Below are 13,325 nucleotides of genomic sequence, written 5' to 3'. Positions count from 1 at the left end.
ATTATTCGTTATCAAAAATCTCTGTTAATACCTCCTTGTCATCAAAATGATGTTTTACACCTTTTATATCCTGATAATTTTCATGTCCTTTTCCTGCTACAAGGATTACGTCGCCCGCTTGTGCCAGCATACAAGCTGTACGGATAGCTTCCTTACGGTCAGCGATGGAGAGAACCTTTGTCATATCTTCTTTAGTCAAGCCAGCCAGCATATCGTTGATGATATCCTGAGGCTCTTCAAAACGAGGATTGTCGGATGTGATGATTACACGGTCACTTTGTTTGACCGATTCCTGTGCCATCAGAGGGCGTTTGCCTTTATCTCGGTTGCCGCCGGCTCCAACTACAGTGATAACTCGTCCTCTTCCTTTCAATACTTCGTGGATAGCATTTAAAACATTGACCAATGCATCTGGAGTATGAGCATAATCTACTATTGCTGTATAACCTTTTTTGGAGCGCAATGCGTCAAAGCGTCCGGCCACCGGACGAAGTGTGCTTAATATAAGCAATACATCTTCAGGCTGTTTACCCAACAAGCATGCTGCGCCATATACGGCCAGTAGATTGGAAGCATTGAAGCGTCCGATGAATTGTACATTGACTTCCCGGTTGTTTATATCCATCAGCATGCCTTCGAATCCATCTTCCAATACCTTTCCCTTGAAATCGCAGAGTGTACGCAGTGAATAAGTCGCAACTTTAGCTTTGGTATTTTGTACCATGACGCTGCCATTTTTGTCATCCAGATTAGTCAGGGCAAAAGCTGTTTTGGGAAGTCCATCGAAAAATGCCTTTTTTGCCTTCAGGTAATTTTCGAAAGTTTTGTGATAATCCAGATGGTCGCGAGTGATATTGGTAAAGATACCCCCTACGAATCTCAAACCTCCGATACGCTTTTGTGCGATGGAATGAGAACTGACTTCCATAAATGCATATTTACAGCCTTCGTCTGCCATACGTCCCAGCAGGCGGTTTAGTGTAATAGGATCGGGAGTTGTATGATCTGTTGGTATAGCTTCTCCGTCGATATAGTTGCAGACAGTGGACAGCAGCCCCACCTTATATCCGAATTTGCGGAACATATTATATAATAAGGTGGCGATAGTCGTTTTTCCGTTTGTTCCAGTAACTCCTACCAGATCAAGTTTCGATGTAGGATCCCCATAAAAAGTTGTTGCCAATTTACCTACTGCATCTTCCGTATCCGCTACTATTACATAAGTAACATTCTCATTCAGCTCTTCAGGCAATGTTTCACAAACGATGGCGGTTGCTCCTTTTTCAATAGCTTTTGCGATATAAGCATGTCCGTCGGTCTGAGTTCCCTTTACGGCAACAAACAAATGTCCGGCTTCTACCAGACGAGAGTCCATCTGAATACCCTTAATTTCTTTGTCCACATTACCTCTTGTTTCGCAGACATTGACGGATTTGATAATATTTTCCAGTTTCATGTTTTTATGTTATTTCTAATGCTTTAATGTTAATGTAATAGTCTGTCCTTTATGAATCGGAGAGCCGGCCGGAATGCTTTGGGCTTTTACTTCACCCACTCCTACAAGTCGTACTCTCAGACCATAGTCTTCCAGTAAGTATACCGCATCCTTTGCCCCCATGTTTAATACATTTGGAACCTGATGCTTGCTCAGTTTCGTCATTTTCAGATCGGCATAGGTGTGTGTGCATTGGGCTTTTCCCCATAAAGGCTGGGTAGAGTAGGGAACAGTTTTGCTGTTTCCCGGAATGTTCAGTGCACGAAGTACATATGACGATTCTTCGATATCTCCATTCTTCACCTCCGGTATCAGTACAGCCGTCGAGTCTTTTGCATGAGCAAGGTCACGATACAGATGTTTGGCATAGATGCGCTCGGCTATACGACTGAATACACTTCCTGCCTGTAAGCCTCCGGATGCAGGTCCGTGAGGTATCTGTATGGAAACGATGCAACTGTATTTGGGTGCTTCTGAAGGAAAATATCCGCAGAAACTAACCAGATAACTTACTCCTCCGGATTTATATCCAGCCTTACCCTGAGAAATCTGCGCTGTACCAGTTTTACCTGATACGCTGAACTGCTTGCTTCCTGCCGGTTTGGCAAGTCCTTCCGATACCACTTTGCGCAAAATGGTACGGATCATGGTCAATGTCGTATCCGAACAAATTTTGGGGTTGACAACTTCTGTTGGGATTTCCTCCAATATTTCACCGTCTTTCGAAATGGCCTTTACAAATTTAGGCTTTATCATCACCCCATCGTTGGCAATGGCATTGTAGAAATTCAGGATGTAAATAGGGGGAATCATGGTTTCGTAACCAATACTCATCCACGGCAAGGTTGTTTTTGCGAAATAACGTTCCTTCGGACCGAGAATACGCGGACTGGCTTCTCCCACAAATCCCAGATGAAGCGGAGTGTCAATGCTCATACGTTTCAGACCGTCGACGAATTTTTGAGGATTATTCTTGTAGAACTTATCGATGATAGTCGATACTCCCACGCTCGATGATACCTCCAAGATTTTGGTTACATCTATTTTCCCATATCCGCCTTTGTACCAGTTCCAGTCTTTCATCCAGCTACCGTACATGTTGACCATTCCGTTGCCGGTATCTACTTCATAGTCGGGAGTGATGTATTTATCCTCCATGGCAACCATGATAGATGCTGTTTTGAAAGTAGAACCCGGTTCCATCAGGTTGCTTACGGCTGCATTTCGCATTTCATAATAATTGCCGTCGCTGGCACGTGTCATATTGACATTGGCTTTCACCTCGCCGGTTTTTACTTCCATTACAACTGCTACTCCCGAAATCGCCTCCAGTGTTTTCAGTTGGTCTACCAGTGCTTTCTCGGCAATATCCTGCATATCGACATCGATTGTCGTGATGATATCACAACCGTCTACTGCCGGCTTGTCGATAATGTTCAGGTATTTGTTCATAACCTTTTGACGATGAGTAATACCATTCTGCCCCCGTAAGATAGAATCGTAGGTCAACTCCAGACCGTTCTTCGCTCCCTGCGTCATATCGGGATACATATCTCCCAGTGTTCGCATAGCCAGTGAACCGAACGGTTTCTTGCGCTGGTTGAATGTTTCCACATGCAAGCCACCTCTGTTGGGACTCAGTTCGAATACGGGCAGGCGTTTGACTTCCTTGTATTCGATATACGAAATACGCTGAGGGTAAATCAGAAAATGACGGCTTTTAGAACGGCGTCCTTTCAGCAAGTGCTTACGGAATTCTTGCGCACTTTTATCCGGGAATATTTCGTGAAGTCCCTGACTGATTTCTGCCAGATGGTTCATCAGCATGGTATCTTTCTCCGTTCCTCCGGCACGGAAATCCATGTAGATACGATATTCGGGCAGGCTGCTTGCCATCAGTTTCCCGTCGGAAGAAATGATGTTTCCTCGTGTGGGGAGCACGATTACGTTTTCTTTTACGAAACGGTCGGCTACATCTTTCCAGTATTGTCGTTCGGCAAACATGATGAATCCTGCCTTGACTATAATCAGTACAGCCAGCACAAACATGATTACCACGATAAACGTGTAGCGCAACATTATATTTTTAAGTCCGGGTATCATTTCTTTTCGTCTTCTTTTTTAATCAGATAAGGAGGAGTTGCCGCTGTTTGCAGCGGAGTACCTTCGGTTGCTATATATTCTTCGATACGCGACTGGCGGCTTCGTTCCGTCAGTTCGGAAGAAATGGTCAGCGCATCGTATTTGATGTCTGTCAGTTCCTTTTTCAGCCGGTCTATTTCAATCAGTTCCTGCTGGCTGGAATAGCGGTTGTCTATGTACAAGATAGTAAGAATGACAATCAGGATAAGCAGGTTTGCTTGTCTTTTCAGGAAGCTGTGTGCCAGAATATCTCCTCCCAAAATACTCTTCAGTGTAATATGTGAAGAGCCTTGTTGTTGTGATGTTGTATCTTGCTGTTCCATGAGTTTAACTATTTCTTTTCTGCTATACGTAATTTTGCGCTTCGTGACCGTGGGTTTCGGGCTATTTCTTCGTCCGAAGGAACGATTACCTTGTTGTTTACCGCACGGAAAGGACTCTGCACGTTGCCGTAGAAGTCTTGTTCTACCTTACCTTCCACGTTGCCTGTCTTGATAAGATTCTTTACGATGCGGTCTTCCAGCGAATGATAAGTAATGATTACCAGCCGTCCTCCGGGCTTTAGCGCTTCGGTTGCCGCATACAGCATCTCCTTCAGTGCTTCCATTTCTTGGTTGACCTCGATGCGCAGTGCCTGAAAGACCTTGGCGAGTTCTTTTTTCTCACGCTCTCTTCCAAACAAAGGCTTTACCACTTCCAAGAAGTCGCCGATAGTAACGAATTGTTTCTGTGTGCGAGCTTTAACCAGAACCGAAGCCAGCTTGCGGCTGTTTTTTAACTCTCCGTACAGATAAAAGACATTAGCCAGTCGTTCTTCTTCGTAAGTGTTTACAATGTCGGCAGCCGTCAATCCGGCACGTTTGTTCATGCGCATATCCAGATTGCCGTCGAAGCGGAATGAAAAGCCACGTTCCGAGTCGTCGAAATGATGCGATGAAACTCCCAGATCGGCAAGTATAGCATCTACTTCTTCCACACCGTAATAGCGGAGAAAGTTATGAAGGTAGCGGAAATTGCTTCGGACGAAAGTGAAGCGCGGGTCATCGACGATGTTCTTTTCGGCGTCTTCATCCTGGTCGAAGCTGTATAGGTGACTGTCTGCATCTATGCGGCGCAGAATCTCCTTTGAGTGTCCTCCGCCTCCGAATGTCATGTCGGCATAGATGCCTGCAGGGTGAAGATTCATGCCTTCGATGCTTTCGTTCAGCAATACTGGTATGTGATATATCTGTTCTGTTTCGTTCATTATTATGCTGTTACTTTAATAGGTTTACACCTTATATATATTGAGCTGGTAAAATTACATATTTCCCGACAATTAAAGGGTATAGTTTTATGAAAATATTTGAGGAAGTTATCAACAGGTAAAGGCATTATTGTGAAATACCGCCGCGGTGTGAAAAAACGTCGGGAAGTTTTCTGAAAAACCTCTTGACGTTTTTTGAAAATTTGTACAAAAAAATAAGAATTTGTACAAATTTTAGGTGAAACTCTAAGTCGTTGGTTTTGTGGTAAGTGCTTCTTTTTTATAAATCCGCTGGGGAATAAAGGAAAATTTGCACATTTAATTGCCTTATTGTGCAATTCTGTTACATTTTAATTCATTGTGTCCTTTTTTTCTGGCTTTGATGTTACATTTTTTCGATATAAGTGAGCAACATTACGAAAGATAGATTACATTTGCAAAGAAATGTGTGAATGAAATAATGGCTAGCGATTCGATTTTTTTAATAGACATTGATAAAATCTTGAAGGAGAAGGCTGGAAAAAAAGCCAAGCGAATTCCTCGCTTTTTTGTTTCTTATCTGAAGCATATCGTGCATCAGGAGGAGATTAATGCTTTCCTGAAAAGCGTAAAAGATAAAAGCGGGGTTGATTTTCTGGCTGCATGTATGGGCTTTTTGGATGCAAAGTTGGATGTACATGGGCTGGAGAATTTGCCAGAAGACGGACTGTGCACGTTTGTGTCGAACCATCCGTTGGGCGGTCAGGACGGCGTTGCACTGGGGTATTTGCTGGGAACGCACTACAACGGACGCATCAAGTATCTGGTCAACGATTTGCTGATGAACCTGCATGGATTGGCTCCACTCTGCATTCCTATCAACAAGACCGGATCGCAGTCGCGCGATTTTCCCAGAATGGTAGAAGAGGGATTCCGCTCCGACAGCCACATCATAATGTTTCCTGCCGGCATATGTTCCCGCCGTCAGCATGGTGTTATCAAAGATTTAGCGTGGAAGAAAACATTTATTACCAAGAGTATTGAAACCCAGCGCTATGTAGTGCCTATACATTTTGAAGGGCGGAACTCCAATTTTTTCTATAATCTTGCCAACGCTTGTAAGTTCTTTGGAATAAAATTTAATATAGCCATGTTGTATCTGGCAGACGAAATGTTCAAGAACCGTCATAAAACGTTTCGGGTAACCATCGGGAAGCCTATACCCTGGCATGCATTCGATAAATCCAAATCTCCGGCCGAGTGGGCAGAATATGTCAGAGATTTGGTCTATAAACTGTAATTTAGGAAGATTTTAATTACATATATGGAAGATATTATTGCACCTATTGACAGAGAGTTACTTAAGTCGGAACTGACCGCTGAAAGGCGTTTGAGGTCGACTAATAAAAGCCATAACGAAATCTATATCGTAAACTGGAAGAATGCTCCTAATGTGCTGAAGGAGATTGGCCGTTTGCGTGAGATAGCTTTCCGTGCTGCCGGAGGTGGAACCGGGAAAGCATTAGACCTGGATGAATATGACTTAATGGAAAATCCTTACCAGCAACTGGTGGTCTGGAATCCGGATGCGGAAGAAATTCTTGGAGGTTATCGTTATATATTGGGAGATGAGGTAGAGTTCGACAAGCAGGGAAAACCTGTGCTGGCTACTGCTCATATGTTCAATTTTTCAGAAAAATTCCTGAAAGAATATCTTCCTACGACTATTGAATTGGGACGTTCGTTTGTTACACTGGAATATCAGTCAACCCGTGCGGGTTCGAAGGGACTGTTTGCGCTCGATAATCTGTGGGATGGTCTGGGTGCCTTGACGGTGGTTAAGTCGAATGTTAAATATTTTTTTGGCAAGATGACGATGTATCCCAGTTACAATCGTTTTGGACGTGATATGATTCTCTTTTTCCTGAAGAAGCATTTCTCCGACAAGGACGGTTTGATTACTCCGATGGTTCCGCTGGAAATAGAAACAGACCCGGCTGTCTTGGAAAAATTATTCTGTTACGATACGTTCAAGGATGATTATAAGGTGTTGAATTCGGAAGTGCGTAAACTGGGTTATAATTTACCTCCTTTGGTAAATGCTTACATGAGTTTGTCGCCTACCATGCGTATGTTTGGTACAGCTATCAACGACGGCTTTGGTGATGTGGAGGAAACCGGTATCCTGATTGCCGTGGATGAGATTCTGGAAGAGAAACGTATTCGTCACATCGAATCGTATATCAAGGAACATCCGGAGGCGCTTCAAATCACTTCTGGTGCTAATCCGGTGGTTTCAAAAAGTTCAATCTGATTTTGATCAAATAAATTAAGAGCCGGTTCCATATATGACGTTCCATTTGGAACAGATATATGGAATCGGCTTTATTTTTGTTTTAAACGGCAGGCAGGCTGTTCCCGTTTATCTTGCGGTATAAATCGAGTGCATATACGTCGGTCATGCCTGAAATGTAATCGAGTACGGCTTGTATTTTCCCGTATAAGGTAGGTGCCTGTACTTCGTATTGTTTCGATACGCGGTTGATGAGTAACTTGGAATAAGCCTTGTCGGGGTATCTGACTGCTTCTATCATCAGGTCGATTAAGGTTGTAATGACTTGATAACCGGCAAGCTCGATGTCAAGAACGTCTTTTGAACAATAAATTTTTGCGAAGGCTGTCTTTGAGCAATTTGCATATGCTTTTCGTATCGGTTCATCCATGTGTTTGATAAGAGGCCCCTCGAAAGTGCCGGAAAGAATCTGTTCTTCGTTTTCGACAAAGACTTGTGTGCATGCTTGTATCAGTACGCCTATGGCAGATGTGCGCAGATAGGCTATCTGTTCGTTGGTGTCTGTAACCAACTGACAGATTTCATTGATACGTTTTTTTCGGGCTTCCGTAAAAAACTGTGAATATAGTTCTTTTGTTTCTTGAGTCGTCAGAATCTTCAGTTTGTGAGCATCTTCTATGTCCATCATCTGATAGCAGATGTCGTCGGCTGCTTCTACCAGATATACCAGCGGATGGCGTGCATAGCGTACCGGTTCGCCGTCTTTACTCAGCTTGATAATGCCGAGCTCGTCTGCGATTCGCTTGTAGTCTGTTTCTTCGCTCAGAAAGAAACCGAATTTCTGCTTTTTCCCTGCCAGTCGTGATGAATACGGGTATTTGACAATAGAGGCAAGAGTAGAATACGTCATGACAAATCCTCCCGGCCGTCTTCCTTGAAATTGATGCGTCAGCAGACGGAAGGCATTTGCGTTTCCTTCGAAGTGAGTCAAGTCCTCCCATTCAGCTTCCGATAAAAAAGGTTTCAGTGCGAGTCCTTTCCCTTCGGAGAAATAGGTGCCAATGGCTTTCTCTCCCGAATGCCCGAAAGGAGGGTTGCCAAGGTCGTGTGCCAGGCAGGCGGCGGAAACAATGGCGCCGATTTCCGACAAGTGTGAATCTGATAATTCCGGATGTTTTTGTAAGAGGCGCATGGCAACATCGTTTCCCAGTGAACGTCCTACACAGGAAACTTCCAGACTATGAGTCAGACGGTTGTGGACGAAAATACTTCCGGGCAACGGAAATACCTGAGTTTTGTTCTGCAGACGGCGGAAAGGGGCAGAGAAAATCAACCGGTCGTAATCACGTTGAAATTCAGTTCTGTCTTCCTTTCTGGTTTCATGCAAAGCTTCCAGTCCGAAACGCTTGTTCGATATGAGTTGGTTCCAGTTCATGGTTGGTTACAGTTTTTTGCAAACTTAGGTAAAATCGCTGGAAAAACGGATAGCCGGGTGAGAAAAAGGGACGATTTTGTCTGATAAAAGATTTGTTTTTATAAAAAATGGTAAACATAAATAGTAAGTCCCCCGAAATGTTTAACTTCGCACAATTAAAATGACCGTAAAATGAAAGTACAGATTATCAATAAGTCGAAACATGCATTACCCCAGTATGCTACAAGTAGCTCGGCAGGGATGGATTTGCGCGCGAACCTGAATGAGCCTATAGTATTGAAACCTTTGCAGCGTTGTCTTGTGCCTACTGGATTATATATAGCTTTGCCCGAAGGATTTGAAGCGCAGATACGTCCCCGAAGCGGACTGGCTCTGAAAAAAGGAATTACGCTTTTGAATACACCGGGTACGATTGATGCTGATTATCGTGGTGAAATTGGTGTTATTGTAGTTAACCTTTCTACTGAGGATTTTGTGATAGAAGATGGTGAACGCATTGCACAAATGGTAATTGCTCGTTATGAACAGGCCGAATGGCAGGAGGTGGAAGTGTTGGAAGATACTGAGCGTGGAGCTGGTGGCTTCGGACATACAGGAGTAAAATAACGAAGCGTGTCCGTATTCCTTTATCTAAAATTTTCATCGGTATGCGAAAATTAATTTATATCATATCGGCTTGCATGATGGTGATTGTGGCTGCTTGCGGAACTTCTGGCAAGCAGATGAAACAAAAGCAGCAGCAGGCTGTCGTACAAAAGGATCCGCTTACTCCTGAACAGCGGCGGAAGTACGACTATTATTTTCTTGAAGCTGTTCGTATGAAACAGAAAGGTGATTTCGATGCTGCGTACGAGTTGTATCAACATTGTCTGGATATTTATCCGGCTTCGGGAGCTGCTCTATACGAGCTTTCGCAGTTTTACATGTATCTGGGGCAGGAAACCAAAGGAGAACAGGCTTTGAAACAGGCTGTTTCTTCTGATGAATCTAATTTCTGGTATAAGCAGACACTGGCTTCTTATTACGAACGGAAACGGGATATTCCGAAGGCTATTGCGGTTTATGAAAACATGGCCGACCAGTTTCCGTCGCGTCTGGAGCCGCTGATGTCGTTGATTGATTTATATAATCAGGCCAAAAGCTATCAGCAGGTTATTAATACGTTGAATCGCTTGGAAGAACTGGATGGAAAGTCGGAACAGATTAGTATGGAAAAATTCCGTATGTTTTTATTACTGGGTGATCAGGAGAAGGCTTTTACAGAAATAGAAAGCTTGTCGAAAGAATATCCTTACGACATGCGTTACCAGACAATCTTGGGAGATGTCTATCTGAATAACGACAAGCCTCAGGAAGCGCTTGGCGTTTATCAGCGTATCTTGAAAGAAGAGCCCGGATATGCTCCGGCGTTGATCTCGATGGCTTCTTATTATCAGAAAACGGGGCAGGATAGTTTATATCAGGCACAACTTGATACGATTTTGCTGAATGATGATGTGCAGTCGGATACCAAGATGGAAATTATGCGTCAGCTTATCCTTCAGTCGGAACAAGGCTCCAAGGATAGCACGCAGATTGTTTCTTTGTTTCAGAATATCTTGAAGCGTCCGCAGCAGAATGCTGACCTGGCGATGCTGTGTGCACAGTATCTGCTGACGAAAAAAATGGAAAAAGAAGCTGTGCCTGTATTGCATCAGATATTGGCACTTGATCCGGAAAACAAGCCGGCACGTCTTCAACTGCTGAGTTATGCCATACGTGACAATGATTTGGATGATGTAATTCAAATAGCCAAACCTGCACTGGAATATAATCCGGAGTCGCTTGAGTTCTATTATTATTTGGGAATTGCCTATCATCAGAAAGGAGAAACCGATGAGGCTTTGGATGTATTCACTAAAGGTGTAAAGCAGATAAATGAAAAGAGTGATAAAAATATTGTTTCTGACTTTTATGCTATACTGGGTGATTTATATCATTCAAAGGAAATGCATGCTGAGGCATATGCTGCTTATGATTCTTCGTTAGTATACAATCCGGATAATATCGGTACGTTGAACAATTATGCTTATTTCCTTTCCGTTGAGCGGAAGGATTTGGATAAGGCCGAAGAAATGAGTTATCGTACCGTGAAGGCTGAGCCGGATAATGAAACTTATCTTGATACCTATGCATGGATTTTGTTCGAAAAAGGAAGATATACCGAGGCACGTATCTATATTGAACAGGCTTTGCGTAATAAAGGAGATGAAAGTCGTACGATTGTGGAGCATGCAGGCGATATCTATTATATGTTGGGTGAGAAGGATAAGGCTTTGGAATACTGGAAGAAAGCTGATGCGATGAATGAAACTCCCGAAGATGGCTCTACTCCGCCTACAGAAAAAGAAAAGAAACGTTTAAAACAAAAGATTGCTCAAAAGAAATATATAGCCGAATGATAAGATTGTTAATACGATATCTGTATGTGCTGATAGCTCTTGTTTTGGTGGCTTCGTGTTCGTCTACCCGGAAGATTGAAAAGGCTCCTATGGTTGGAGGACTGACAGGGGAGGCATATATGGAGAAAGTTATAGAACTCTCGCCTTCATGGAAGGCTGTGAGCGGAAAAGTTGCACTGAATCTGAACATGGAAGGACAGAAGGATGCAAAAATAAGTGCTACACTTCGTTTGAAAAGAGGTGAGTCTATACAGTTGTATGTGGCCCCGTTGCTGGGAATTGAAGTGGCTCGTCTGGAGATTACTCCCGACGGATTGCTGGCTGTCGACCGTTTAAATAAACGATATGTTAAGGTATCATTCGAGGAGCTTAGCCGTTTGGCAAATACAGAGTTGAGCTTTAATATCCTACAGTCTTTATTTTTGAATGAACTATTCCTTCCGGGAAAAGCGCAACTGGATGTTACTGATGCTAAGTCTTTCCATATTTCATTGGCAGGTGAATATGCTTTGCTGGAGGCAAAACCCGCTAAGGGATTGTCTTATCGTTTCCGTACATCTGCCGATCGTGGCCTGTTGGAGGAAAGTCATATTGGAGTTTTAAATACTCCTTACGCACTTAACTGGAAATATGATGATTTTACGACATTGGATAATCGTTTGTTTCCAAGTCATATGTTGCTTTCTGTAGAAGGAACGGGTAAGGCTCTTACGCTCGACATGAAATTTTCTCGCCTGTCGGTTGGTGGTGATTGGGAGGGACGGACACAATTGTCGTCTCGTTATCAGCAAATTGAATTACAAGAATTGCTAAAGACTTTGTTGAAACAATGAAACAATTACTTGGTGTATTATTGATCTGTCTGTTCTGTGTGCAAGGATTTGCACAGAGTACTCGTAAGATTCGGGAACTGGAGAAGCAGCATGCTGAGTTGCAAAAACAGATTTCTGCATCCGAAACGTTGCTGCAATCGACCAAAAAGGATGTAAAAAGTCAGTTGGATAACTTGGCTTTACTTTCGGGACAGATTAATGAACGCAAAAAGTATATTGAAACAATTGAAAACGATGTAAAGGTTATACAGACGGAAGTTGACCGTTTGCAGGTAGAGTTACGGTCTTTACAGCGGGAGCTGACTGATAAAAAGAAAAAGTATGAACAGTCGGTGAAGTATATGTATCGCAATAAGTCCATACAGGAAAAACTGATGTTTATTTTTTCGGCAGATAACCTGAGTCAGATGTACCGGCGGTTACGGTATGTTCGTGAGTATGCCGATTATCAGCGCTTGCAGGGAATCCAAGTAGAACGCAAGCAAAAACAGGTTACCGAGAAGCAGCAGACATTACTGGCCAGCAGAAAAGCAAAGGAAGAATTGTTGGAGCAGGGAGAAGCTGAAAGAATGAAGCTCGAAGAACAGGAAAAGGACCGTAAGACATTGCTTACATCTTTGCAAAAGAAACAACGAAGTATTCAGTCTGAAATTTCGAAGAAACGTCGTTCTGCCGATCGGTTGAATGCGCAGATTGACCGTCTGATTGAAATAGAAATAGAAAAAGCACGGAAGCGTGCAGAAGAGGAAGCTCGTCGTAAGGCAGAGGCTAAGAGAAAAGCTGAATTGGCTAAAGAAAAGACGGTCGCTGCCGGAGAAAGCAAAAAGAGTACTACGACAGAAACTGCACCTTCGAAGGTGGAAGAGTATAAGGTCGATTCAGAAGACCGTCGCTTGTCCAGTGTCTTTTCGCAAAATAAAGGACGACTTCCAATTCCGATTACCGGACCTTATGTGATAGTGGGACACTTTGGACAGTATCAGGTGAAAGGTTTACGGAATGTACGTCTGGATAATAAGGGTATCGATATAAAGGGTAAAGATGGTGCGCAGGCTCGTGCCATATTCGATGGAGAAGTTTCGGCTATATTCCAATATAATGGATTGTCGAATGTTCTTGTCCGTCATGGTAGCTATATTTCAGTGTATTGTAACTTGTCGTCGGTGTTGGTAAAAAAAGGCAGTGTGCTGAAAGCACGCGATATCATTGGTCAGGTCAATACAGATAAGGATGGTAATACAGTACTTCACTTTCAGCTTCGTAGGGAAACGGAAAAACTGAATCCGGAACTTTGGTTACATCGTTGATCCTTTGATTGTCGGAAATAGTTCTTTTCCAGATGAATGCCTTCTTGGTCGTTTATCGATCTGTATGAGGTAATATTGTAATAGACTATTGAGAGATTATATATCTTTTTGTAGAAGGTATGTGATCGGAGTATCTGTTTTGATTGCTTCGGCA

General features: G+C 43.1%; 11 protein-coding genes. 6 read left to right on the top strand and 5 right to left on the bottom strand.

Annotation, left to right across the window (positions count from 1 at the left end; translation table 11 throughout):
- Position 1: 1 nt before the first annotated feature.
- Genes ACZM60_RS02465 through rsmH form a run of 4 tightly spaced genes read right to left on the bottom strand, consistent with a single transcriptional unit; the run spans position 2 to position 4,883 of the window.
- Positions 2-1,456: a UDP-N-acetylmuramoyl-L-alanyl-D-glutamate--2,6-diaminopimelate ligase gene (locus tag ACZM60_RS02465; protein ID WP_489520715.1), complete on the bottom strand. Its 1,455-nt coding sequence runs from the start codon at positions 1,454-1,456 to the stop codon at positions 2-4.
- Positions 1,457-1,471: 15 nt separating this feature from the next.
- Entirely contained in the window at positions 1,472-3,598 is a 2,127-nt protein-coding gene (locus ACZM60_RS02460) for a penicillin-binding protein (RefSeq protein WP_489520714.1), read from the bottom strand.
- On the bottom strand, positions 3,595-3,960 hold the full coding sequence (locus ACZM60_RS02455; RefSeq protein ID WP_021970854.1) for an FtsL-like putative cell division protein: 366 nt from the start codon (positions 3,958-3,960) through the stop codon (positions 3,595-3,597). The genes ACZM60_RS02460 and ACZM60_RS02455 overlap by 4 nt, the downstream gene beginning before the upstream one ends.
- Positions 3,961-3,968: 8 nt before the next feature.
- On the bottom strand, positions 3,969-4,883 hold the full coding sequence (rsmH, locus tag ACZM60_RS02450; protein WP_489520713.1) for a 16S rRNA (cytosine(1402)-N(4))-methyltransferase RsmH: 915 nt from the start codon (positions 4,881-4,883) through the stop codon (positions 3,969-3,971).
- Positions 4,884-5,343: 460 nt separating this feature from the next.
- On the opposite strand from rsmH, the gene glsA reads away from it, so the two are divergent.
- The gene (glsA, locus tag ACZM60_RS02445; protein ID WP_489520712.1) at positions 5,344-6,162 is read left to right on the top strand and encodes a lyso-glycine lipid O-acyltransferase GlsA; all 819 of its coding nucleotides are present in this window, start codon (positions 5,344-5,346) and stop codon (positions 6,160-6,162) included.
- Positions 6,163-6,186: 24 nt separating this feature from the next.
- Positions 6,187-7,176, top strand: coding sequence for a glycine N(alpha)-acyltransferase GlsB (gene glsB, locus ACZM60_RS02440; RefSeq protein WP_489520711.1), 990 nt, complete (start codon positions 6,187-6,189; stop codon positions 7,174-7,176).
- A gap of 82 nt (positions 7,177-7,258) precedes the next feature.
- On the opposite strand, the gene ACZM60_RS02435 is transcribed toward glsB, so the two are convergent.
- Positions 7,259-8,590, bottom strand: a complete 1,332-nt coding sequence (locus ACZM60_RS02435; protein WP_021970850.1) for a deoxyguanosinetriphosphate triphosphohydrolase — start codon at positions 8,588-8,590, stop codon at positions 7,259-7,261.
- Between the two features lie 171 nt (positions 8,591-8,761).
- Here ACZM60_RS02435 and dut point away from each other — a divergent pair, with 171 nt between their 5' ends.
- Genes dut through ACZM60_RS02415 form a run of 4 tightly spaced genes read left to right on the top strand, consistent with a single transcriptional unit; the run spans position 8,762 to position 13,171 of the window.
- Complete coding sequence (gene dut, locus ACZM60_RS02430; RefSeq protein ID WP_021970849.1) at positions 8,762-9,196, top strand: dUTP diphosphatase; 435 nt, start codon at positions 8,762-8,764, stop codon at positions 9,194-9,196.
- A 41-nt stretch (positions 9,197-9,237) separates the two neighbouring features.
- Positions 9,238-11,031 carry a tetratricopeptide repeat protein gene (locus ACZM60_RS02425; protein ID WP_418586837.1) on the top strand — a complete coding sequence of 598 codons (1,794 nt, stop codon included), beginning with the start codon at positions 9,238-9,240 and terminating at the stop codon, positions 11,029-11,031.
- A complete protein-coding gene (gene lolB1 / locus ACZM60_RS02420) occupies positions 11,028-11,864 on the top strand; it encodes a lipoprotein insertase outer membrane protein LolB1 (RefSeq protein WP_489520710.1) in 837 nt (278 codons plus the stop codon). Before ACZM60_RS02425 ends, lolB1 begins: the two co-directional genes overlap by 4 nt.
- Positions 11,861-13,171, top strand: a complete 1,311-nt coding sequence (locus ACZM60_RS02415; RefSeq protein ID WP_489520709.1) for a murein hydrolase activator EnvC family protein — start codon at positions 11,861-11,863, stop codon at positions 13,169-13,171. Before lolB1 ends, ACZM60_RS02415 begins: the two co-directional genes overlap by 4 nt.
- The last annotated feature ends 154 nt before the right edge of the window (positions 13,172-13,325 follow it).

The organism is Phocaeicola sp. (genome assembly GCF_057861905.1).
The sequence above is the reverse complement of the archived record's forward strand: the minus strand, read 5'-3'. Positions and strand labels throughout refer to the sequence as shown.